The 23,783-nt window shown below is 67.7% G+C and carries 22 protein-coding genes; 3 read left to right on the forward strand and 19 right to left on the reverse strand.

The genetic code is table 11. The features are described from left to right. Positions 1-38 precede the first annotated feature (38 nt). From G6N31_RS16880 to G6N31_RS16895, 4 genes are all read right to left on the reverse strand, one after another. Positions 39-1,232 carry an NAD(P)/FAD-dependent oxidoreductase gene (locus tag G6N31_RS16880; RefSeq protein WP_098002449.1) on the reverse strand — a complete coding sequence of 398 codons (1,194 nt, stop codon included), beginning with the start codon at positions 1,230-1,232 and terminating at the stop codon, positions 39-41. 75 nt (positions 1,233-1,307) lie between these two features. Then, entirely contained in the window at positions 1,308-2,159 is an 852-nt protein-coding gene (locus G6N31_RS16885; protein WP_098002448.1) for a mycofactocin-coupled SDR family oxidoreductase, read from the reverse strand. Between the two features lie 48 nt (positions 2,160-2,207). After that, a complete protein-coding gene (locus tag G6N31_RS16890) occupies positions 2,208-3,029 on the reverse strand; it encodes an SHOCT domain-containing protein (RefSeq protein WP_098002447.1) in 822 nt (273 codons plus the stop codon). A 51-nt stretch (positions 3,030-3,080) separates the two neighbouring features. Further along, complete coding sequence (locus tag G6N31_RS16895; protein WP_098002446.1) at positions 3,081-3,872, reverse strand: cutinase family protein; 792 nt, start codon at positions 3,870-3,872, stop codon at positions 3,081-3,083. A 189-nt stretch (positions 3,873-4,061) separates the two neighbouring features. Here G6N31_RS16895 and G6N31_RS16900 point away from each other — a divergent pair, with 189 nt between their 5' ends. Next, positions 4,062-5,018, forward strand: a complete 957-nt coding sequence (locus G6N31_RS16900) for an ERCC4 domain-containing protein (RefSeq protein ID WP_098002445.1) — start codon at positions 4,062-4,064, stop codon at positions 5,016-5,018. Positions 5,019-5,086: 68 nt separating this feature from the next. Here G6N31_RS16900 and tuf read toward each other — a convergent pair whose 3' ends face one another. From tuf to G6N31_RS16935, 7 genes are all read right to left on the reverse strand, one after another. Further along, positions 5,087-6,277 (reverse strand): elongation factor Tu, encoded by a 1,191-nt coding sequence (tuf, locus tag G6N31_RS16905; RefSeq protein ID WP_098002444.1) that lies wholly within the window; start codon positions 6,275-6,277, stop codon positions 5,087-5,089. A gap of 176 nt (positions 6,278-6,453) precedes the next feature. After that, positions 6,454-8,559, reverse strand: coding sequence for an elongation factor G (gene fusA, locus G6N31_RS16910; protein WP_098002443.1), 2,106 nt, complete (start codon positions 8,557-8,559; stop codon positions 6,454-6,456). 59 nt (positions 8,560-8,618) lie between these two features. Further along, entirely contained in the window at positions 8,619-9,089 is a 471-nt protein-coding gene (rpsG, locus tag G6N31_RS16915; protein WP_059015889.1) for a 30S ribosomal protein S7, read from the reverse strand. Further along, entirely contained in the window at positions 9,089-9,463 is a 375-nt protein-coding gene (rpsL, locus tag G6N31_RS16920) for a 30S ribosomal protein S12 (protein ID WP_003929602.1), read from the reverse strand. Before rpsL ends, rpsG begins: the two co-directional genes overlap by 1 nt. 308 nt (positions 9,464-9,771) lie before the next feature. Next, positions 9,772-10,347, reverse strand: a complete 576-nt coding sequence (locus G6N31_RS16925; protein ID WP_098002539.1) for a TetR/AcrR family transcriptional regulator — start codon at positions 10,345-10,347, stop codon at positions 9,772-9,774. Between the two features lie 11 nt (positions 10,348-10,358). After that, positions 10,359-10,871 (reverse strand): DUF3558 domain-containing protein, encoded by a 513-nt coding sequence (locus tag G6N31_RS16930; RefSeq protein ID WP_098002442.1) that lies wholly within the window; start codon positions 10,869-10,871, stop codon positions 10,359-10,361. Position 10,872: 1 nt separating this feature from the next. Further along, positions 10,873-11,406, reverse strand: a complete 534-nt coding sequence (locus tag G6N31_RS16935) for a DUF3558 domain-containing protein (protein WP_098002538.1) — start codon at positions 11,404-11,406, stop codon at positions 10,873-10,875. A gap of 65 nt (positions 11,407-11,471) precedes the next feature. Here G6N31_RS16935 and G6N31_RS16940 point away from each other — a divergent pair, with 65 nt between their 5' ends. Both G6N31_RS16940 and G6N31_RS16945 read left to right on the forward strand, forming a co-directional pair. Next, the gene (locus G6N31_RS16940; protein WP_098002441.1) at positions 11,472-11,843 is read left to right on the forward strand and encodes a DUF3060 domain-containing protein; all 372 of its coding nucleotides are present in this window, start codon (positions 11,472-11,474) and stop codon (positions 11,841-11,843) included. A gap of 1 nt (position 11,844) precedes the next feature. Further along, positions 11,845-12,246, forward strand: a complete 402-nt coding sequence (locus G6N31_RS16945; protein WP_098002440.1) for a DUF3060 domain-containing protein — start codon at positions 11,845-11,847, stop codon at positions 12,244-12,246. A 10-nt stretch (positions 12,247-12,256) separates the two neighbouring features. Here the strand turns inward: G6N31_RS16945 and G6N31_RS16950 are convergent, their stop codons facing one another. From G6N31_RS16950 to G6N31_RS16985, 8 genes are all read right to left on the reverse strand, one after another. After that, positions 12,257-13,021, reverse strand: coding sequence for a crotonase/enoyl-CoA hydratase family protein (locus G6N31_RS16950; RefSeq protein WP_179964193.1), 765 nt, complete (start codon positions 13,019-13,021; stop codon positions 12,257-12,259). An 11-nt stretch (positions 13,022-13,032) separates the two neighbouring features. Further along, on the reverse strand, positions 13,033-13,746 hold the full coding sequence (locus G6N31_RS16955; protein ID WP_098002537.1) for a PaaX family transcriptional regulator C-terminal domain-containing protein: 714 nt from the start codon (positions 13,744-13,746) through the stop codon (positions 13,033-13,035). A 23-nt stretch (positions 13,747-13,769) separates the two neighbouring features. Next, on the reverse strand, positions 13,770-14,708 hold the full coding sequence (locus tag G6N31_RS16960) for a crotonase/enoyl-CoA hydratase family protein (protein ID WP_098002438.1): 939 nt from the start codon (positions 14,706-14,708) through the stop codon (positions 13,770-13,772). Continuing rightward, on the reverse strand, positions 14,705-16,330 hold the full coding sequence (locus G6N31_RS16965; protein WP_098002437.1) for an acyl-CoA dehydrogenase family protein: 1,626 nt from the start codon (positions 16,328-16,330) through the stop codon (positions 14,705-14,707). Before G6N31_RS16965 ends, G6N31_RS16960 begins: the two co-directional genes overlap by 4 nt. A gap of 48 nt (positions 16,331-16,378) precedes the next feature. Then, positions 16,379-17,599: a cation:proton antiporter domain-containing protein gene (locus G6N31_RS16970; RefSeq protein ID WP_098002436.1), complete on the reverse strand. Its 1,221-nt coding sequence runs from the start codon at positions 17,597-17,599 to the stop codon at positions 16,379-16,381. A gap of 30 nt (positions 17,600-17,629) precedes the next feature. Beyond that, a complete protein-coding gene (locus tag G6N31_RS16975; protein WP_163722469.1) occupies positions 17,630-18,619 on the reverse strand; it encodes a phosphatase PAP2 family protein in 990 nt (329 codons plus the stop codon). Between the two features lie 273 nt (positions 18,620-18,892). After that, positions 18,893-19,645: a deoxyribonuclease IV gene (locus tag G6N31_RS16980; RefSeq protein ID WP_098002434.1), complete on the reverse strand. Its 753-nt coding sequence runs from the start codon at positions 19,643-19,645 to the stop codon at positions 18,893-18,895. Positions 19,646-19,803: 158 nt separating this feature from the next. Next, positions 19,804-23,757, reverse strand: coding sequence for a DNA-directed RNA polymerase subunit beta' (locus G6N31_RS16985; protein ID WP_098002433.1), 3,954 nt, complete (start codon positions 23,755-23,757; stop codon positions 19,804-19,806). Positions 23,758-23,783 lie beyond the last annotated feature (26 nt).

The raw sequence follows: 23,783 nt of genomic DNA on the forward strand, positions 1-23,783 counted from the left end.
CCGACACGATGACGCAGCAATTCGGCCGCGGGGCCGGACTACCCCAACAGCTCGGAAATCTGTGCGCCAGAGGCGATCTTGTTGCGGGTCTTCATCACCTTGCCCGGGAAGCCGCCGCCGACCACACCGACCACGACGCCGTCGCGCTCGTAGTAGGCCAGGAACTTGCGGCCGTCGTCCTCGACGATGTGGACGGTGTCGGTGGCCTCGGGCTCGCCGAGCGCCTGGATCTTCACGTCGTACTGATCGCTCCAGAAGTACGGCACGGTCACCGCCGACGCCGGCTGCTGGCCGAGCATGGTGGGCACCAGCACGCGGGCTTGGTCGGCGACGTTGCTCCAGTGCTCGACGCGCACCTGGCCGCCGACCTGGTCACGCCAGGATGCGACGTCCCCGATAGCCCACACGTGCGGTGCGCTCCCGCGGCCGGCGTCGTCACAGACCACGCCGTTGTCGACGGAGATGCCGCTGCCCTCGAGCCAGTCAGTGTTGGGGCGCGAGCCGATTCCGACGATGACGACGTCGGCGTCCACCTCGGCGCCGTCACTGAGCGTGACCTTGCGGACCCGGTCGTCGCCCTGCACGCCGGCCACGCCGACGCCGCAGCGCACGTCGACACCTTCGGCGCGGTGCAACCGGGTGATCAGTTCGCCGATCTGCTCACCGAGGACCGAGGCCAGCGGGGCGGGCTGCGGCTCGACCAGCACCACGTCGACGCCCAGCTTGCGCAGGCTCGCCGCCACCTCGCACCCGATGAATCCGGCACCGACCACGACGGCATGCTTGGCCGTGGCCGCCTCCTTGCGCAGCGCGAGGCTCTCGTCGAAATTGCGCAGGACATGGATGCCCGGAAGGTCGGGGAAAGACGGGATGCGCTTGGGCACCAGACCGGTCGCGATGACGAGTTCGTCATAGGGCAGTTGGGTGCCGTCGGCCAGCGTCAGGGTCTGGGCGGCGGTGTCGACCGCGCGGGCCCCGTTGCCGAGCAGCACCGTGATGTCGTTCTCGGCGTAGAACTCCGCCGGCTTGAGCGTGACGTCGTCGGTTTCGGCGCGCAGCACCTCCTTCGACAAGGGCGGACGGTCGTAGGGCAGGTGGTCCTCGTCGCTGACGATGGTCACCGGACCGCTGTACTCGGACCGACGTAGCTGCTCGGCCGTGCGTGCCGCGGCCAGACCGCCGCCGACGATCACGACACCGTTCGGGCCACTCTGCCCCGCTGAAGTGCTCACGTGGGCTTTTTACACGATGCGGCGACGCAGGTGTAGCCCACCCCACAGGTGAGCGCTCAGCATTACGGCGGGAGGTCAGTACTTCATCACGCCACGGTCGACCGCGATCTGCGAGCCGGACACGGTCATGGAACCGTCGCCGGCGAGCCAGGCCACCACGTCGGCGACCTCCTCGACGGACATGAACTCCTGAAGGCCCGGCTTACCCTCGCGCGCAACGGGCTTCAGCGGCATGGGTGCGAAGCTGTGCAGGAAGGTCGGATGCTTGGCGAAGATCGCCGCCATGGCCTCGGGCTCGATCATCGGCGTGTTGATCGAGTACGGGTGGATCGAGTTGACCCGGATGCCGAACTCCCCCGCCTCGAGAGCCAAGGCGTTGGTCAGGGCGACCAGACCGTGTTTGGACGCCGCGTAGTGGGCGTTGCCCGGCGTGGCCTTCAGCCCGGCCGACGAGCTGACGACGATGATGGACCCGCCGTTGCCCGCCTCGATCATGGCCGGGACCGCGGCGCGGATGGTGCGCCAGGTGCCGTTGAGGTTGACGTCGATGACGGTGTCCCACTGTTCTTCCGACATCTCCCAGATGCGGCCCCAGCTGAGGATGCCGGCATTGGCGACGACGATGTCCAGCCGCCCGAACTGCTCCATCCCCGCGGCCACCACGTCCTGCTGCGCGGCGAGGTCACGGATGTCGACCTCACGGGCCAGGGCCTTGCGGCCAGCCTGCTCCACCAGGGCGACGGTCTCGGCCAGGTCGTCGGGAGTCGGCATCGGGTAGGTCACCGTGTCGGAGACCGATTTGCAGACGTCGATGGCGATGATGTCGGCGCCGTCGTGGGCCAGCCGGACGGCGTGCGCCCGCCCCTGCCCACGCGCGGCACCGGTGATCAGCGCGACGCGGCCTTCCAGTGGTGCACCAGAGCTCATCGGGTCAGGCTAACAGCAGAACTAGAACGCGTTCTAGGTTTGTCCCGCTCACAGGTCGGCGATGATCTCGGCCCGCTTGGCCGAGTACTCGGCGTCGGTGATGGACCCGGTCGCCCGCAGCGTTTCCAGCTTCTGCAGCCGTTCTGCGATCGTCGGCTCGGCGGGCTGGGCAACCGGGGCCACAGGTGCCGGCACCTGCGCCGCCTGTTGCGCCGCGGCGTGCCGGACGATGGCCTGGACCTGCTGACGGGCAGCAGGATTGGACCGCAGGTCGATCATGTTGTCGACGGGGATGCCGTGCGTCTTGAGCACCTGCAGGATCTCCATCAGCGGTTCGGCGTGGCCGGTGAGGTCGTAGGTCCGGTTGTCCTCGGCCACGGTGAATGTCGCCGGCATCATGCCGCTGACCAAAGCGCTTCGCTCCCAATCGATCTGGTAATCGTTGGTGACAGGGTCCACCAGCGCGACCAGCTTGCGGCTGGTGATCATCGGCAGGCGGCTGACCGATGCGACCACCTTGTCCTGAGTCGCGAACGGCGTGATACCCGGACCGGACACCTGCAGGTCGAGCTTGACCAGGGGGCGGTCGTTGATCCGGGTGTTGGTCTCGTGGATGCCGGTGACCAGAGCCAACGCCAGTACGCCGGTGGATTCCATCTCCGCGGTCCTGGCCGCGGACTTGGCGCCGAAACCCGTGATCACGAGCGCGATCAAGACATCGAGCGCGGTGACCAGCAGGCCGGTCCACAACATCCAGCCCAACATCGGGTCGGCACCGCTGGCGAAGTAGATGACCAGGAAGAGCGGGCCGACGATGCCGCACAGCAGCACGAACAGCTGAACGCGCACGTATCGCCAGAACGTCGACATGGCAGCATTATCGCTGCGCGACGCCTTCTCTGCCGCGGTTCGCGGTCAGAGTCAGCCGGCGGCGACGAAGACCGGGGCGCTCGGCGCCGGGGTGGCCTCCGGGGAGTCGCCGGTGGACACCATCTGGTACAGCGGCATCGTCCACGAGTCCATCGCCGCCGCGTTGCGCGCGTAGCTGGTGTGCACGGCCACCGCGGCCGGGTTCATCTCGTCCTCGGCGTCGGGATCGTAGTCGCACACCGCGTCACCGAGGTTGCAGACACTGATCGTGCGCATCCCGACCGAGACCGGCAGCGGAGCCGGCGCCTTGGCGAGGATCGGCCAGTCCTGCGCGACCCCCATCCCCGCACCGGGCACCGATGCGACCGAGCCGAGGTTGATCGTCGGGTCCTCGGGGCGCCGGTCACCGTCGGCGACCAGCAGCGCCGCGGCCAGGTTCGGGCTCGCGTCGAGCGCGTGCAGGTTGCGGTGCACCACCATGGCGCCCTGGGAGTAACCGGCCAGCACCACTTGGCTGGTGGGGCACTGCGCGACGAAGGCCTGGTATTGCTGTCCGAGCGCTGTCGCACCGGCGTCGACACTGCCCATGAACGCGGCCCAGTCCAGGATGCCGCCGTCCTCCGGCACGGCGGTCGCGGGATAGGCGACGGCCTCGGCGGTGATGGTGCGCCCGTCCTGCTGCACCAGCTGCGCCAGGTCGCGGTAGGACTTGTAGACCACACGGCCCATGCCGCCGTCGGCGGACATGTCACCGGCCCGCTCACCGGAGCCGGCCGCGCCGATCACATGTACGTCGGGGCACTCGGGCTGAGCGGACGCGACACCCGCGCCCAGACCCGCCATGGCCACGGCACTCGCGGCAGCGGCCAGCGCCGCGAACCCAGTTCTGCGATGAGACAACGAACAACCTCTTAGTTCTGATGGCACGGTGTGCCGGCCGACCCCTCGACGACCGTCGAGACATACATCGCCCGCCCGGCGTGCGGCGTTACAGCGTTGCCACCGCTACACGCGTGATGCAGGGTGAGACCGATGCCCGAGGACATGCTCATCGCCCGAAACCCGGAGGAAGGTACGACATTGCCGTACCTCATTCGGTTGCCCTTGGGCACCGAAGGCGTGATCTTGAAGACCCGGGAGACGTGGCCACGGACCAACAAGGTGTACTGCCACCGGCTCGAACAGTGGCCGGCGGACGCCGAAGTGATTGAGCGGCTGGCGGTCCGCTCGATCAGCAGACGTGGGGCCGCCATCGATCTGGTGCTCGAACGCGGACGAGAGAACCGGTCGCAATTCGTGCTCACCCGAGCCCGTGGCCGCGAGATGGTGTTCTGGCAATCTCGCCGCACCGCCCGACAAGCGCGACCCAATGTCGCACTGCCCACCGCCCGAGCACACGGCCGGACCCTGGAGATCGCGGTGGACAGCCACGAGCGTTACGGCTACAAGTTCGGCGACCAACAGGCCACCACGATCCGCCGCGCGCTGCCGGCCGGAGACTACGCCGTCTACTGCGGCGATGTGCTGGTCGCTTCAGCGGAACGCAAGAGCATCGAAGATCTGTCCGCCGGGCTGCTGTCCGGCAAGCTCACCTATCAATTGGCCGAGCTGGCAAGCCTCCCGCGCGCGGCCGTCGTCGTCGAGTCGGGGTACTCGCGGATCTTCAGGCTCGAGCACGTCAGCGCCTCCGCTGTGGCCGAAGCGCTGGCCGAGGCGCAGGCGCGCTTCCCGTCACTGCCGATCGTGTTCGTCGAATCGCGCGCGCTGGCCCAGGAATGGATCTACCGCTGGCTGGGTGCCTGTCTGCACGAACATGAACTGCACACCGCCACCGACTTCCGAGGCCGGCCAGAGACTCCGGCCGCACCGGAGCCGGTGGGAGACAGGGAAATCCGGGCCTGGGCACGGGAACGGGGCCTGGCGGTCGGAGACCGCGGCAGGATTTCCTCAGCGATTGTCGAACAATTCCGCGCGGACCAGCACCGGTAGAAGTCGAGAAAACGAAAAGCGGCGCCCACCCGAAGGTGAGCGCCGCTTCGCGGTACTGAGTCAGATCGTCACTTGACGATCTTGGTGACGCGGCCGGCGCCGACGGTACGGCCGCCCTCGCGGATCGCGAAGCGCAGGCCCTCGTCCATGGCGACGGGCTGGATCAGCTTGACGGAGATGTCGGTGTTGTCACCGGGCATCACCATCTCGGTGCCCTCGGGCAGGGTCACCACGCCGGTCACGTCCGTGGTCCGGAAGTAGAACTGCGGACGGTAGTTGTTGAAGAACGGCGTGTGGCGGCCACCCTCGTCCTTGGACAGGATGTAGACGCTGCCCTCGAACTCGGTGTGCGGGGTGGTGGTGCCGGGCTTGACCACGACCTGGCCGCGCTCGACGTCCTCACGCTTGATACCGCGCAGCAACAGACCGACGTTGTCACCGGCCTGGCCCTGATCGAGCAGCTTGCGGAACATCTCGACACCGGTGACGGTGGTCTTGGTGGTCCCCTCGCGGATGCCGACGATCTCGACTTCCTCGTTCACGTTGACCACACCGCGCTCCACACGACCGGTGACCACGGTGCCGCGGCCGGTGATCGTGAAGACGTCCTCGACGGGCATCAGGAACGGCTTGTCGGTCTCGCGAACCGGGTCCGGGATGGACTCGTCCACGGCCTCCATGAGCTCCTCGACGGACTTGACCCACTTCTCGTCGCCCTCGAGCGCCTTCAGCGCCGAGACGCGGATGACCGGGGCGTCCTCGTCGAAGTCCTGGGCGGCCAGCAGCTCGCGGACCTCCATCTCGACGAGCTCGAGCAGCTCCTCGTCGTCGACCATGTCGGCCTTGTTCAACGCGACCAGGATGTAGGGCACGCCGACCTGGCGGCCGAGCAGCACGTGCTCACGGGTCTGGGGCATCGGGCCGTCCGTGGCGGCGACCACCAGGATCGCGCCGTCCATCTGGGCGGCACCGGTGATCATGTTCTTGATGTAGTCAGCGTGACCGGGGGCATCCACGTGGGCGTAGTGCCGCTTGTCGGTCTGGTACTCCACGTGGGAGATGTTGATCGTGATACCGCGCTGACGCTCCTCGGGCGCATTGTCGATCTGGTCGAATGCGCGCGACTCGTTCAACTCCGGGAACTTGTCGTGCAGAACCTTGGTGATAGCTGCGGTCAGCGTGGTCTTGCCGTGGTCAACGTGACCGATGGTCCCGATGTTGACGTGCGGCTTCGTCCGCTCGAACTTCGCCTTCGCCACTGTGTTGTCCTCCTGGACTGTGTTGGTGCTTCTTCTAAAGCAATTTCGATGTGTTCAGTTGTGTGGTCTTACCAGACCTGCGAGAACGCGGGATTACTGACCCGTCGCCTTCGCGCTGCCCATTGCTCGACTCCGGATCAGCTCCGCGCCTCGGGCCGCTGGGCGGCCGTCGATGCTCACTGACCCGTCGCCTTCGCGATGATCTCCTTCGACACGTTCGCCGGAACCTCGGCGTACGAGTCGAACACCATGGAGTAGTTCGCCCGGCCCTGGGTCTTCGACCGAAGGTCTCCGACGTAGCCGAACATCTCCGAGAGCGGGACCTGCGCCTTGACGACACGGGCACCGCTCCGCTCCTCCATGGCCTGGATCTGACCACGGCGGGAGTTCAGGTCGCCGATCACCTCACCCATGTAGTCCTCGGGGGTGGTGACCTCGACGGCCATGATGGGCTCCAGGATGACGGGCTGCGCGGCCTGCGCGGCCTTCTTCAGCACCTGGGAGCCGGCCACCTTGAACGCCATTTCCGACGAGTCGACCTCGTGGAAGGCGCCGTCGAGCAGCGTGACCTTCAGGTTCACCAGCGGGTAGCCGGCGAGCACGCCGTACTGCATGGCGTCCTGCGCACCGGCATCCACCGACGGGATGTACTCACGCGGGATACGGCCACCGGTGACCTTGTTCTCGAACTCGTAGGTGGCACCGTCCTCGCCGCTGAACGGCTCGAGGTCGATGAGCACCTTGGCGAACTGGCCGGAGCCACCCGTCTGCTTCTTGTGGGTGAACTCGACCTTCTCGACCTTGCGCTTGATGGTCTCGCGGTAGGCCACCTGCGGCTTGCCGACGTTGGCCTCGACCTTGAACTCGCGGCGCATGCGGTCCACCAGGATGTCCAGGTGCAGCTCGCCCATGCCGCCGATCACGGTCTGGCCGGTCTCCTGGTCCAGGTGCACCTTGAAGGTCGGATCCTCTTCGGCGAGCTTCTGGATCGCGGTGCCCAGCTTCTCCTGGTCACTCTTGGTCTTGGGCTCGATGGCCACCTCGATCACCGGATCCGGGAAGGTCATCGACTCGAGCACGATCTGCTCGTTGGCGTCGGAGAGGGTGTCACCGGTGGTGGTGTCCTTCAGCCCGATCACGGCGTAGATGTGACCCGCGCTGGCCCGCTCGACCGGGTTCTCCTTGTTGGCGTGCATCTGGAACAGCTTGCCCAGCCGCTCCTTCTTGCCCTTCGTGGAGTTCACGACCTGCGAGCCGGACTCGACGGTGCCCGAGTACACCCGGACGTAGGTCAGCTTGCCGAAGAACGGGTGCACCGCGATCTTGAACGCCAGCGCCGAGAACGGCTCGTCGGTCGACGGCCTGCGGGTGATGACCTCGTCCTCCTTGTTGGGGACGTGGCCCTGCACGTTCTCGACGTCCAGCGGCGAGGGCAGGTAGTCGATGACGGCGTCGAGCATGGGCTGTACGCCCTTGTTCTTGAACGCGCTGCCGCACAGCACCGGGTACAGCTCGCTGGCCACGGTCAGCTTGCGGATCGCGCCCTTGATCTCGTCGACCGTGAGCTCTTCGCCACCGAAGTACTTCTCCAGCAGCTCCTCGTCGGTCTCGGCGACCGTCTCGAGCAGCTTGGTGCGGTACTCGTCGGCCTGCTCGGCGAGCTCGGCCGGGATGTCCTCGACCTCGTACTTCTCACCGAGGGCGGTCTCGCCGCGCCACACCTTGGCCTTCATCTCGACCAGGTCGATGATGCCGATGAAGTCGTTCTCCGCGCCGATCGGCAGCTGGATGACCAGCGGCTTGGCGCCCAGGCGCTCCTCGATGGTGCGCACGGTGAAGTAGAAGTCCGCGCCCAGCTTGTCCATCTTGTTGACGAAGCAGATACGCGGGACGTCGTACTTGTCGGCCTGCCGCCACACCTGCTCGGACTGCGGCTCCACGCCCTCTTTGCCGTCGAACACGGCCACGGCGCCGTCGAGGACGCGCAGCGAGCGCTCCACCTCGACGGTGAAGTCGACGTGCCCGGGGGTGTCGATGATGTTGATCTGGTTGTCGTTCCAGAAGCAGGTCACTGCGGCCGAGGTGATCGTGATGCCGCGCTCCTGCTCCTGCTCCATCCAGTCGGTGGTCGACGCACCGTCGTGCGTCTCACCGATCTTGTAGTTGACGCCCGTGTAGTACAGGATGCGCTCGGTCGTCGTCGTCTTGCCGGCATCGATGTGCGCCATGATGCCGATGTTGCGGACCCGGTTCAGGTCGGTAAGCACGTCCTTCTGTGCCACAGAAGTCTTCTCTTTCGCTTGGTAGTTTGCTGTTCATTCGCCGGCGCCGCCGGCGGCCGTCACCAGCGGTAGTGCGCGAAGGCCCGGTTCGCTTCGGCCATCTTGTGGGTGTCCTCGCGTCGTTTGACGGCGGCACCCAGGCCGTTGCTGGCGTCGAGGATCTCGTTGGCCAGGCGCTCGATCATGGTCTTCTCGCGACGCTGCTTGGAGAAACTCACCAGCCAGCGCAGGGCCAGCGTGGTCGACCGGTCCGGCCGGACCTCGACGGGAACCTGGTAGGTCGCACCACCGACGCGACGGCTGCGGACCTCGAGGGCGGGCTTGACGTTGTCCATGGCGCGCTTGAGCGTCACCACGGGGTCGGTGCCGGTCTTCTCACGGGCCTGTTCGAGCGCACCGTAAACAATGCGCTCGGCCAGTGATTTCTTCCCGTCCAGCAGAACTTTGTTGACCAGCTGGGTGACCAGCTGCGACCCGTAGACCGGATCGTTGACCAACGGACGCTTGGGCGCGGGTCCCTTGCGCGGCATCAGCTCTTCTCCTTCTTCGCGCCGTAACGGCTGCGGGCCTGCTTGCGGTTCTTCACACCCTGGGTGTCCAGGGACCCGCGGATGATCTTGTAGCGCACACCGGGCAGGTCCTTCACACGACCGCCGCGCACCAGCACCATCGAGTGCTCCTGCAGGTTGTGGCCCTCGCCCGGGATGTAGGCGGTGACCTCGACCGCGCTGGTCAGCCGCACACGCGCGACCTTGCGAAGCGCCGAGTTCGGCTTCTTCGGGGTCGTCGTGTACACGCGGGTGCACACACCGCGACGCTGCGGGCTGCCCTTGAGGGCCGCGGTCTTCACCTTGGCGATCTTGTCGCGGCGACCCTTACGGACCAGCTGGTTGATGGTTGGCATGTACCGGCTTTCTGTGTTGCTCGTTCTGTGGTGCTTGCTGTTCTAAGTTCTCTTGTCCTGCTGTTACGCCCCCGCTGCTTACCCCGCAGCCGGGCGTGTCGCATGCGGCCAGCCGTGGCTCTCGGGCAATTCCCGACTCACCGAACACGGAGGACATGCAAATTGGCCCGGAGTGCAGGCTTTGCTCGTGGTTCTTGAGACAGTCAGGAACCGCAGGCGCCCTTGTCTGCCAGGCACGACGATCCACAATACCAGGGTCGCGGACCTCGACAAAACCCGCTGACCTGCGGATCTCGGCTCCGGAGGCGTCAGCGGGACCGCATTCCGGCGGCCAGACGCATGACCATGTCCGTGAAGACGGCGTCGGTGTCGATGCCGGCCATCACCCCGGTCATCTCCAGCAGGACGAAGCCGTGCATCGCCGACCAGAACTCCAGCGCGGCGTAGAACGCGGCCTCCTCGTCGAGGCCGTAGGCCGCCAGCACCGAGATGACCGGTGCGGCGGCCGCGTGGGTGGCGTCGGTGAACTCGGGGTCGTCGCCGCCCAGCGGCATCCGGGTGAACGCCGAGTACCGCCCGGGATGGTGGTGGGCGTAGCTGCGGTAGGCGCTGGCCATGACCACCACCGCGTCGTCGGGGCTGCGCCCCTGTGCGACGGTGTTGAGCATCTCGATGATGTCGCCGACCACCCGCATGCGGACGGTGCGCCGCAGGTCGTCGAGGCTGTGCACGTGGTTGTACAGCGACGGGCCCTTGGTGCCGAGCTGGTTGGCCAGCGCGTTGATGGTCAGCGCGTCCCAGCCCTCGCGATCCAGGAAGGTCAGTGCGGCGTTGACGATGGCGTCGCGACTCAATTTCGCCGAACGCGGCGGCCGGACTGCCATGTCGCGCAACTCTAGTTCACCCGCTCCTGGCTGAGCTGCGCCAGCTGTTCGACGACCGAACACAAGTCTGGCAACGTCGCCGAGTTCAGCGTCTGGATCGACCAGGTGATGACATCGCCGCCCTTGGCGACGTAGATACTGCACGCGGTGTTGTCGTAGGCCTTGAAGCCCTTGTTGCCGTCGATGGACAGCTCGGCCAGGGTGCGCCCGGCCAGCGCTTCGAGCTCGCGTTCGGTGTTCATGTCGCTGCCGCGGTACCACCACGTCGAGATGCCCATGCCGACCCCGACGAAGCCGATCACCGTGTCTTCCTGCCAGAAGCAGCCGGCGTCGCCCACCACGGCCTGCTCGAACATCGGCGCGCCGACGGCGGCGTCGACGTCGGCGTCGGTGATGCCGTTGCAGTCCCGGCTCTCGAATCCGGACGCCGTGGCGGATGCCGGTTCGGCCGGCGGCTCGGTGCCGCCGCACCCGGCCAGGGCCAGACCGACGGCGGCGATGGACAGCTGCTGGAGGATCCGCACGTCACATGTCCGAGCGCAGCGTCGCGGTCAGCAATTTCTCGGCGGCCACGCACGGTTCTCCGGCGTCGCGCCCCCGGTACTGCACCCACCAGCTCACGACCCCCGACCCGGCGGCCGCGGTCGCCGAGCATGCCGCCCCGGTGACGTCGCGACGCGCGGTGAACGCCGGGCGCCGTTCCACCACGATGTCGGTGACGACGCCGCCGCGCCGCTCGGCCAACGTCCGCTCCCGCGCCAGCGTCCCGGTCGCGAACCACGAGAACGTGACGTCGATGAGCGCCGGAGCCGCACCCCTCGACAGCACGTACTGACACACCGCCCCGCTGTAGGGCCGTGCCAGCTCGTCGGCGCCCAGCGTTTCCTTCACCGTCGAGTCGTCGAGCAGTCCGCAGCTGTCGTCGACGTATCCGTAACTGCGACCGCTGTCGGCGTTCGCGTCCTCGCGCTGGGCGGTGCCCGGCACGGTCTGCGCGCAGCCGGCGACGATCAGCGCGGACAGGGCCGCCCCGATCCACACCCCGGCACGTTGACGCATCATTGCCGCTCACGGTACCGAGAGGAACTAGCTCAAGCACCTTGTGGCGTCGTAGGCTTTTCGCCATGAAGTCGACGTCTGCGGGACGGTTGCTGGTCGTAGGTGCGCTCGGATTCGCCGCGGTGTTCGCGGCGCCGCCGGCGTCGGCAGAGAACGGCGACACCCACATCACCGGGGTGGGCATGGTCCAGACCATCGACTGCAAGAACGCGACGGTGTTCGTCAACGGTGCCAACAACCAGGTCAACGCGATCGGCACCTGCTGGGCGGTGACGGTGCAGGGCTCGTCGAACGTCGTCGTCGTAGACAACGTGATCAACGACATCACCGTCTACGGCTACGACCAGACGGTGTTCTACAAGGGCGGCGAGCCGATCGTGTGGGACCGCGGCCGGGAATTGGGGATGACCAACCGGATCAATCGGGTACCCGCTTGACATGTCTTTGCGTTCGTACGGAATCGCCGCCCTGTCCGCACTGGCGCTGACGCTGGCCGGCTGCGGTGCCACCAGCGAGGACGACACCGACCCCACGGCCACCGCGGGCTCGTCCGGGGCCCAGATCGAGATCGGCAACACGATCAACTACGGCTCGTTCAGCACCACGACCGAGATCGACTGCGCGGACGGCAAGTCGCTGAACGTCGGCGGTTCCAACAACACCCTGACGGTGGTCGGGACCTGCGCCAACGTCAACATCGGCGGATCGGACAACCGCATCAACTTCGACCGGGTGGACAAGGAACTGTCGGTGGTCGGACTCAACAACACCGTCACCTACCGCGCCGGCGACCCCCAGGTGAACGACACCGGCAACAACAACAGCATCACCCGCGGTTGAGACCGGCGCGTCAGGCCGGGGCGCCGTGACGGCCCGCGCCGCCCGCGAATCGGGCGGCTCCGGCCAGGGATTCCGCCGCGACCCGCGACATGCTCCCGAACTCGAAGTCCATCGCCTCGGCTTCCGAGCAGCCCCACTGGTTGAGCACCGACATCCGGTCGGCCCGCAGGCACTGCTGGGGTAGCGCGGCCAGTTCGGCGGCCAGCTCCTCGGCGCGTTCACGGGCCTGCCCGGTCGGCACCACGCGGTTGGCGAGCCCGATCGCCTGTGCCTCGTCGGCGTGGACCGCGCGCCCGGTCAGGATCAGGTCCATCGCGCGGCTGTGGCCGATGAGCCGGGGCAGCCGCACGGTGCCGCCGTCGATCAGGGGGACCCCCCAGCGCCGGCAGAACACGCCCATGACGGCGTCCTGCTCGACCACCCGCAGGTCACACCACAGCGCCAGTTCCAGGCCGCCCGCGACGGCGTAGCCGCTCACCGCCGCGATCACCGGCTTGGACAACACCATGCGGCTCGGCCCCATCGGTCCCGGGCCGGTGCGGTGCACCGGGTTGGAGTCCGGTGTGCCGAGCGCCTTGAGATCGGCACCCGCACAGAATGTTCCGTTGTCGCCCCACAGCACCGCCACCGCCGCCGCGTCGTCCCGGTCGAACTCGTCGAACGCCGCGTGCAACTCCTCGGCCGCCGGGCCGTTGACGGCGTTGCGGGCCTGCGGCCGGTTCATGATCACCGTGGTGACCGGCCCGCTCTTCTCGACTCGCACTCCACCGCTCATGCCGCCTCCGCTCATGTCGCCTCCATCAGGGCCGCTCCGTCGCGTCGCGCCACCAGTTCGGCGGCGAAATCCTGGTAGGCGCTGCGCAACCGCTCGCCGGGCCAGTGCGCCGGCAACAGTTCGTCGGGCAGCACCGGGTCGGTGAGCAGGTGCCGGACGATGGCCGCGGCCACCAGAAAACGGCCCGGGACGTCGGTCGCATCGGCCATCGCCGAGAGCAGTGTCTCCCCCGTCTGCGCCCAGCCGTGCAGATCCCACAGTTGCGCGGCCAATCCGGCCGGTTCGGCGTCGCGCACGCTCAGCACGCGCACATGCTCGGTGATGTCGTCGGCAAGCTGGTTCTCGAGGTTGTCCGGGCGCAGCCACAGACCCTCGCGGAGTTCACCGAACCGGCTGTTCTGCAGAGTGTTTCGCAGTCCCGCGCGGGTGCGCGGGTCGGCGCCGACGCTGGTTACCACCAGCGCCGTCCAGGTGCCGTCCCAGGCGCGGCGGCGCGGATCGATCGCATCGTCCTGCCGGCGCTGCCGGGCCATCAGCCGTTCGGAGAGCCGGTAGCCGTCTGCCGCCCGGACCAGATCGCCCGCGGCGACCATGCGCGTCAACGCGACGCGCACGGTGGCCTCCCGGATGCCGAAATCGGCGGTGAGGCGGACGAGTTCGGCCGCGCCGGCCGAGGCCGGATGAGCGCCGAGCAGCACGCTGAGGATGACCGAGCGCGCCGTCATACGCGTCAGCGGCTGCGTCACTGTCAGACCCCCGAGGCGGTGCGCCCGTGGTCACCGAACGGCTCGTCGCGGCGGCGGACCGCGTCGCGGAACCCGTGTTCGCGGGCCTGCGCGACGAACGCATGCCCTTCGGGCGTGTGCCGGGCGATGCCGTCGAACACCGTGGAGATCATCGCGCTGTTGGCCACGCCCTGGTTGTATAGGGCGCTGTTCATCGCCAGTTTGACCATGATCAGCTGGTTGATCGGGACGGCAGCGATCCGTTCGACCAGCCGCTCGGTGCGCTCGTCGAGTTGGTCGGGTTCGGGCGCCTCGACGGCCAGCCCCCATTCCGCGGCCTGCGCGCCGGTGAGGCAATCACCGGTCAGCAGTAGACGTTTGGCGCGCTGGTCACCGAGCCGGTGGGCCCACATGCCCGCCGCCGGAACTCCCCACACCCGGGTGGGTGGGTAACCGATCTTGGCGTCGGCCGCGGCGATCACCTGGTCTGCGTGCAGCGCGATGTCGGTCCCGCCGGCCACGCAGTACCCGTGGATCTTGACCACGGTGGGCTTGTCGGCGCGCATCAGGCTGGAGAAGCCCCGCACGAACCGGCTCATCATCTGGTAGTCGATCATCGGGTCCCACGGCTGGTCGGGCAGATGGTTGATCGCCTGCGTCCTGCCCGAGAGCACGGTGTCTCGGTACGGGCTGCCGCCGCCGGCCGACGACGCACCCTCGGCGTAGGCGGACAGGTCGAACCCGGCGCAGAACCCCTGGCCGCGCCCGGACACCAGGATGACGTGGACGTTGGGGTCCAGATCGGCCCGTTCCACGAGCGCCGACAGTTCCAAGGGCGTGTCGGCGATGATCGCATTGCCCGCCTCGGGCCGGTTGAACGTGATGCGGGCGACGCGGCCGGTGACCTCGTAGGTCATCGTCTTGAGGTTGTCGAAGTCGACGGGCCTGATGGCGTGAGTCATGCCTTGACCAGGGCGCGCTCGAGGATCGGCGCGAGATCCAGCCCCGTCGGCAGCGTGCCGTAGGCACCTCCCCACTGACCGCCGAGCCGGCTGGCCAGGAACGCTTCCGCGACGGCCGGGTGACCATGGCGGACCACCAGCGCGCCCTGCAGTGCCAGCGCGATGTCCTCGGTGACCTTGCGGCCCCGGTACTGGATGCTCTCCAGATCCTCGAGCTGCGGCCGCAGCGCGTCGACGTGGGCGTCCAGCCGCGGATCATGGCCCCGGGTCGCGGCCAACTCGTCGAACAGCACCTCGATGCACTCGGGCTGGGTGGCCATGGCGCGCAACGTGTCCAGTGCGCTGACGTTGCCCGACCCCTCCCAGATCCCCATCAGCGGCGCCTCACGGTAGAGCCGCGGCATGCCGGAGTCCTCGACGTAGCCGTTACCACCCAGACATTCCATCGCCTCCGCGGCGTGGCCGGTGGCACGCTTGCACACCCAGTACTTGGCCGCGGCGAGACCGATTCTGCGAAAAAGGGTTTCGCGCTCATCGCCGCGGACGGCGCGGTCGGTGGCCCCGGCCATCCGCATCGCCAGCATCGTCGCGGCCTCGGCCTCGACGGCGAGGTCGGCGAGCACGTTGCGCATCAGCGGCTGATCGATCAGGTAGGCCCCGAACGCGCTGCGGTGCTGAGCGTGATGGGTGGCCCGCATCAGCCCGTTGCGCATGCTGGTCGCGCTGCCCAGCGTGCAGTCCAGCCGGGTCAGGTTGACCATCTCGATGATCGTCGGCACTCCTCTGCCCTCTTCACCGACCAACCAGGCTGTGGCGCCGTCGTATTCGACTTCGCTCGACGCGTTGGCGTGATTACCCAACTTGTCCTTGAGACGCTGCAGGAACATCCGGTTGCGAGTGCCGTCGGGCAGCACGCGCGGCAGGAAGAAGCAGCTCAGGCCGCCCGGCGCCTGGGCGAGCACCAAGAAGACGTCGCACATCGGCGCGGAGGTGAACCACTTGTGTCCCCGCAGCGAGTAGCTGCCGTCACCGTTGGGGGTGGCCTCGGTGGTCCCGGCGCGGACATCGGAGCCGCCCTGCTTCTCGGTCATCGACATGCCGGCGGTGATGCCGGCCTTGGTGGCGGGCACCTTCAGCTCCGGGTCGTAGACGCGGCTGGTCAGCAACGGTTCGTAGGCGGCGGCCAGGTCGGGGTTGTGCCGCAGCGCCGGCACCACCGCGTAGGTCATCGAGATCGGACAGATGTGGCCGGGTTCGGGTGTCCACACCGACGTCTTCGCGGCACGGACGACGTGCGCGCCGGACCGCTCGTCGGCCCACGGTGCGGCGTGCAGTCCGTGACCGATCGCGACGGTCATCAACTCGTGATAGGCCGGGTCGTACTCGACTTCATCGACGCGGTGGCCGTAGCGGTCGTGGGTGTGCAGCACCGGCCGGTTGCGGTCGGCGAGGTCGCCCCAGCGCTGCGCCCGGGGGGAGCCACCGACTGCGCCCAACTCGTGGACCTCGTCGACGCCCCACTCGCCACCCTCGCGGATCAGCGCTTCGGCCAGCACCGGCGACGCGGCCGGGTTGAAGTCCTCCAGGGGCGGGACCTGATTGGTGACCACATGGGTGTCCATACGTCCACTGTTACATTTTCACGACGGCCACACAAGAGTTGTAATACCTCAGGGTGCGGCGGGTGCCGACGCCGCCGACTTCGCGTACAGGGCGCGGCCGACGACCCCGGTGAGACCGAAGGCCACCGTGCTGGCCACCAGCACCAACGTCCCGGCGGCGAGCACCGTCTCGTCGATACCGAGACGGTCGGCCTCCATCGTCAGATAGAACAGGGCCGACACCCCGACCGGCCCGAACCATCCGAGGTAGAGGGCGTCGGGCGTCGTCAACGTCAGCGGCCGGCGCAGCAGCAACAGCAGCGGCAATCGACGCAGGAGGAGCACAGCGACCGCCAATCCGATGCCACCCCAGCCCAGAGCCGTCCACGCCTCCCAGGGCAGCGCCGCACCGAGCAGCACGAACAGCGGCAGCACCGCGAAGCGGTTGATGGCCTCGTCGATCGGGACCTCGGCGGTCCGGTCGGCGCCGGTGCCGGCCACGTTGAACAGCAGGCCGCCGACGAAGACGGAGAGGATGCCGTCGACGTGCAGGATGCCCGACACGCCCAGGATCCCCAGCGCCAGTACCACGGTGAAGAACAGCGCCGGCGCGGCGTCGGTGGCTCCGTACTTCTCGCCCCACCGCAGTGCCTTTCCGCCGGCGAAGCCGGCCGCGGCGCCGAACCCGACGGCGCCGAGCACCTGCCACAGAGACTCCAGCGCGGCTGCTCCGGCGCTCATCCCGCCGGCGATCGCGACCGCGGCCAGCACCAGCGGCAGCGCCAGGCCGTCATTGGCGCCCGACTCCAGCGACAGCAACTGGCGGTTCCGCGCCGGGAGATCACGCTCGGCGTCCTCGCCGGTGACCACGCTGGACGCCAGCACCGGGTCGGTCGGGCACAGGGCCGCACCGAGCAGCGCGGCGGACGCAAACGGGACGGCGAGCAGGAGCCAACTGAGCGCACCGGTGACCAGCGCCATCCCCGGCATCGCCACCAGAAGCAGCAGCGCCAACGGCCGCCACAGGTGTTTGAGCACGTCCGCGCGGTACCGCAGCGCCACGGCCATGACCGACACGGCCAGCAGCACGCGGCTGACTTCGTGTACCAGCGTGGTCTCTTCGGTGATCGGTGGCAGCTGCAACGCGTCGAGCGCGGCGGGGCCGATCAGCACGCCGGCGATCAGCCCGAGCAGCGGTTCAGAGATCGGCAGCCGGCGCATCTTCGCCGACAGCGCGGCGACGGCAACACCAAGCAGACCGACGGTGGCGAGCAGGATGTCGATGCCCATGTGCGGACACATACCCGCCTTGGCGCGGCGTCAGGCGTCCTGACCGGCTCGTCGTCGCCGGTCGAAGCGATGCAGGATCGCCACCGCGGCCGCGGCGAACGCCCAGCCCAGCAGGATGTCGACGACGAAGTGCTCGGCGGTGTAGACCAGAGTGAACGCCATGACCAGCGGATAGGCGACCAACAGGGGGCGCCACTTCCGGTTGACCCGGGTCCACAGGAACGCGGCGACTGCAGCCGTCATCCCGGCGTGCAGGGACGGGATGGCCGCGACCAGGTTCACCGCGGCCTGCCCTTGATCGATCAGCGCGGACGCCGAATGCAGGTTGAGCTTGCCCCACCCCCGCCCGACGATCCGCTCGATCCAGTCGTTGGCGCCGTCCTGGGAGGTCTGCAACGCCCCCAGCAGTCCGCCGTCGTCGACACCGCGTGCCGAGCGGAACATGCACGAGGGCCCGGACGGCCCGCCGTCCACGTCGTCGGGGGTGCACCGGGCCGCCGCCCACGGCGGCGCGGCCGGGACGAGTGCATACACCACCAACGCGGCGAAGTTCAGGCCGACGAACATCGCGACGAACCGCTTCCACTCGTCGCGGTTGCGCAGCCACAGCACGCCGGCGACGACGTACGGGAGGATGAAGAAGGACATGTAGACCGAGCTGAGCACGACCTCCCACCACGGCGGCGTGGGCAGCTTGAGCCGTTCCTGCAGCCACACCGTCGGCATGACACCGAAGAACAGCCACCGATCGGCGTCGACCTGCCAGTGCCACAGCGTCGGGCGGCCGATCAGCGTGGCGGCACCGCGGCTGAGGTCGTAGGCCAGCAACACCAGCGCGAACGGCAGCCAGTCGCGCACGACGTAGAGCATCCGTCGGCCCTGCCCGATGCTCGCGGCCAGCAGACCGGTGGCGATGTAGAGCAGCAGCAGCTCGCGGTTGAAGGCGAAGCCGTCGGTGACCGTGCGGTAGACCACCACACCCGCCCAGACCGAGACCGCCACCCAGCGCAGCACCCGCAGCCGACGGGCCCGGCGATCGGTCGCGCCGGAATCGACGGTCTCGGCCGTATCGACGGTCTCGGCCGTGTCGACGGTGGCGGGGGTGTCGACGGTTTCGGCCGTGTCGGAGGCGTCGACATCCGGCACGACCTGCGTCGACGCACGAGACGCCTCGTCAACGGACACGTCGGCCTTTCGTCGCGGGGTGGGGTGATTCCCGGGCGATAGCCTAATTAACCTCTCGGCCGAACGTCGTTCATGTTGCGTTTGGCTACCGAAGTGTGACCAATTCCGTCACTTCACGTGCTCGCGCAGGAAGGCGATGTCGTCCTTACGCCCTTCGTCGGCGGTCTCGCAGATCACCGGCGCATCGGCCGCCTGGACCACCGCGACGAGCAGCTGCGGGTCGATCTGGCCGAGCCCGAAGTTGGCGTGCCGGTCGGCGCCCGAGCCTGCTGCGTCGCGGGAGTCGTTGCAGTGCACCAGGTCGATGCGCCCGGTGATCGCCTTGATCCGATCCACCGCGTCGATCAAGGCCTCGCCGGCCGCCCACGCGTGGCAGGTGTCCAGACAGAAGCCGATGCCCTTGTCGCCGATGTGATCCCACAGCCGCGCAATCGTGTCGAAGTGCCGGGCCATCGCGTGGTCGCCGCCGGCAGTGTTCTCCAGATAGACCGGCACGTCGGTCTCGAGGTAGTCCAGCGCCTTGACCCAGCGTTCGAAGCCGGCGTCCATGTCGTTGTCGTCGGCGTGCCCGCCGTGCACGATCACCGCGGTGGCACCGACGTCGGCGGCCGCGTCGCAGGTGTCCTGCAGGATCTTGCGTGACGGGATTCGCACACGGTTGTTCGCCGACGCCACGTTGATCAGGTACGGCGCATGCACGTAGACCGGGATCGGTGCGGCCTTGAGCGTTTCGGCGTCGTCGCGCGGCTTGGGCTTCTTCCAGCTCTGCGGGTTGCCGAGGAAGAACTGCACCACGTCGGCGCCGTCGGCCTGCGCCGCAGCCAGGGGATCGTCACCGTGGACATGGGAACCTATGAGCACGACGCCGAGTCTAGGCGGGACCTAAGTGAGCGCCACAACGTCACCCTGAGGGCGTTGCCGTGTACATATACCCTTCCCGGCGTTCTCAGCGCGACATTGCGTCAGTGCGCCCAACGAAAAAGCCCCCGCACGAATGCGGGGGCCTTTTCCGTTGTTGCTTACCGGTAGTCCGAGTAGCCGTAGTCGTCCAACGGCACCGCGGCACCGGTGGCCTGGCCGAAGTCCGGGCTGTAGTACTGATCCTCGTAGGACGGGATCGTGTACGCCGCAGCGCGGGCCTCTTCGGTCGGCTGCACCTGGATGTTGCGGTAGCGGTTGATACCGGTACCGGCCGGGATCAGCTTGCCGATGATCACGTTCTCCTTCAGACCCTGCAGCTTGTCGCTGCGGCAATTGATCGCCGCATCGGTCAGCACGCGGGTGGTCTCCTGGAACGACGCCGCCGACAGCCACGAATCGGTGGCCAGCGACGCCTTGGTGATACCCATCAACACCGGACGGCCGGCCGCGGGCTCGCCACCCTCGGCGACGACCCGACGGTTCTCGGTCTCGAACTCGCCACGCTCGGTCAGCGAGCCGGGCAGGAACTCCGTCGCACCCGAATCGATGATCGTGACGCGGCGCAGCATCTGCCGGACGATGACCTCGATGTGCTTGTCGTGGATCGACACACCCTGGGCGCGGTAGACCTCCTGGACCTCCTTGACGAGGTGGATCTGCACCTCGCGGGGGCCCTGGACGCGCAGCACCTCGTGCGGGTCGGCCGAGCCTTCCAGCAGCTGCTGGCCCACCTCGACGTGGTCGCCGTCGGTCAGCAGGCGCTCGGAGCCGTCGTCGTGCTTGAACACCTTCAGGCGCTGACGCCGCGAGAGCTTGTCGTACACGACCTCCTCGCCCCCGTCATCGGGGACGATGGTGATCTTGTAGAACTTGTCGCTCTCCTCCAGCTGGATCCGCCCGCTGACGTCGGCGATCGGGGCACGGTTACGCGGAACGCGGGCCTCGAACAGCTCCTGCACACGGGGCAGACCACCGACGATGTCGGCGCCACCGGTCACACCACCCTGGTGGAAGGTGCGCATCGTCAGCTGCGTGCCTGGCTCACCGATGGACTGCGCGGCCACGATGCCGACCGCCTCGCCGATGTCGACCAGCTTGCCGGTCGCCATCGAACGGCCGTAGCACATCGCGCACACGCCGGTGCCGGTTGCACACGTCAGCACGGAGCGGACCTTGACCTCGGTGATGCCGGCGGCCAACAGCGCGTCGATCGCCGGGTCACCCAGGTCGTGGCCGCGCTCGACGACGACGTTGCCGTCGGTGTCGACCGCGTCGGTGGCCAGCGTCCGGGCGTACGCCGAGGTCTCGATGTGCTGATCGCGCACCAGCGTGCCGTCCTCGGCCTGCTCGGCCAGCGTGACGGTGATGCCGCGCTCGGTCTCGCAGTCGGTCTCGCGGACGATGACGTCCTGGCTCACGTCGACCAGACGTCGGGTCAGGTAACCCGAGTCGGCGGTACGCAGCGCGGTGTCCGCAAGACCCTTACGGGCGCCGTGGGTGTTGATGAAGTACTCCAGCACCGTCAGGCCCTCGCGGAACGAGGACTTGATCGGACGCGGGATGAACTCGCCCTTGGGGTTGGTCACCAGACCCTTCATGCCGGCCAGCGTGCGCGTCTGGGTGAAGTTACCCGTCGCTCCGGACTTCACGATCGTGATGATCGGGTTGTCCTCGGGGTAGAACTCCTCGAGCGCCTTACCGACTTCTTCGGTGGCGTCCTGCCAGATCTTGACCAGGGCCTCGTTGCGCTCGTCGCGGTTCAGCGCGCCGCGCTGGTACTTCTTCTCGATGCCGTCGGCCTCGGATTCGTACCGCTCCAGGATCTCCTGTTTCTGCGGTGGAACGAGCACATCAGCCATCGACACGGTGACACCCGAGCGGGTGGCCCAGTAGAAGCCGGCGTCCTTGAGCTTGTCGACGGTCTGCGCGACGACGATCATCGGGAACCGCTCGGCCAGATCGTTGATGATCCGGGCCTGCACCTTCTTGTGCATCTGCTCGTTGATGAACGCGTACGTCGGCGGCAACAGCTCGTTGAACATCACGCGGCCCAGCGTCGTCTCGGCCGTCCACGGCCGACCGAACTCCCAGCCCTCCGGGAACAGCTCGGCCTCGAGCTCGGTCGGCGGACGCTGATGCGTCAACCGCACCCGGATCTTGGCCCGCACGCTCAGCGCACCGCGGTCCATCGCCATGATGGCCTCGGCCGGGGAGCTGTACACGCCGGTCTCCGGCTGATCCTTGCCGGCCGGGGCGTACTCGCCCTTGTCGCCCTCGACCATGGTGGTCAGGTAGTACAGGCCGGTCACCATGTCCAGACGCGGCATGGCCAGCGGGCGGCCCGACGCGGGCGAGAGGATGTTGTTCGAGGACAGCATCAGGATGCGGGCCTCGGCCTGCGCCTCGGCGGACAGCGGCAGGTGCACGGCCATCTGGTCGCCGTCGAAGTCGGCGTTGAACGCCTCACACACCAGCGGGTGCAGCTGGATCGCCTTGCCCTCGACCAGCTGCGGCTCGAAGGCCTGGATACCCAGGCGGTGCAGCGTCGGCGCGCGGTTGAGCAGCACCGGATGCTCGGCGATGACCTCTTCGAGGACGTCCCACACCTGCGGACGCTGCCGCTCGACCATGCGCTTGGCGCTCTTGATGTTCTGCGCATGGTTCAGGTCGACCAGACGCTTCATCACGAACGGCTTGAACAGCTCGAGTGCCATCAGCTTGGGCAGACCGCACTGGTGCAGCTTGAGCTGCGGGCCGACCACGATGACCGAACGGCCCGAGTAGTCGACGCGCTTGCCGAGCAGGTTCTGGCGGAACCGGCCCTGCTTGCCCTTGAGCAGATCCGACAGCGACTTCAGCGGACGGTTGCCGGGCCCGGTGACCGGGCGGCCACGGCGGCCGTTGTCGAACAGCGCGTCCACCGACTCCTGCAGCATGCGCTTCTCGTTGTTGACGATGATCTCGGGCGCGCCGAGGTCGATCAGTCGCTTCAACCGGTTGTTGCGGTTGATGACGCGGCGGTACAGGTCGTTGAGGTCCGAGGTGGCGAAACGGCCACCGTCGAGCTGCACCATCGGGCGCAGCTCCGGCGGGATCACCGGAACCGCGTCGAGCACCATGCCCATCGGCGAGTTCCGATTGGTCTGGAACGCCGCAACGACCTTCAGACGCTTCAGCGCACGCAGCTTCTTCTGGCCCTTGCCGTTGCGGATGACGTCGCGCAGGTTGTCGGCCTCGGCCTCGATGTCGAAGGTCTCGATCAGCTTCTTGATCGACTCCGCGCCCATGGCGCCTTCGAAGTACTCGCCGTAGCGATCCTGCAGCTCGCGGTAGAGCAGCTCGTCGACGATCAGCTGCTTGGGAGCCAGCTTGGTGAACGTCGTCCAGATCTCCTCGAGCCGGTCGAGCTCGCGCTGGGCCCGGTCACGCAGCTGACGCATCTCGCGCTCGCCGCCGTCGCGCACCTTGCGGCGCACATCAGACTTGGCGCCCTCCTCCTCGAGCTCCTTGAGGTCGGCCTCGAGCTTCTGCGCCCGCGCCTCGAGGTCGGCGTCGCGCTGATCCTCGAGCGCCTTGCGTTCGACGGCCATCTCCGCTTCGAGGGTGGACAGCTCGTTGTGCCGCATCTCGTCGTCGACGCTGGTGATCACGTACGCCGCGAAGTAGATGATCTTCTCGAGATCCTTGGGCGCGAGGTCGAGCAGATACCCGAGCCGCGACGGGACACCCTTGAAGTACCAGATGTGGGTGACCGGCGCGGCCAGTTCGATATGGCCCATCCGCTCACGGCGCACCTTGGCGCGGGTCACCTCGACGCCGCAGCGCTCACAGATGATGCCCTTGAAGCGGACGCGCTTGTACTTACCGCAGTAGCACTCCCAGTCGCGAGTCGGTCCGAAGATCTTCTCGCAGAACAGGCCGTCCTTCTCGGGCTTGAGCGTGCGGTAGTTGATGGTCTCCGGCTTCTTGACCTCGCCGTAGGACCAGTTGCGGATGTCGTCCGCGGTCGCGAGACCGATGCGGAGTTCATCGAAGAAGTTGACGTCGAGCACGTAACTCCCTTTCCCCTTGCGGGTTT

The organism is Mycolicibacterium duvalii, from assembly GCF_010726645.1.
Taxonomy (GTDB): domain Bacteria; phylum Actinomycetota; class Actinomycetes; order Mycobacteriales; family Mycobacteriaceae; genus Mycobacterium; species Mycobacterium duvalii.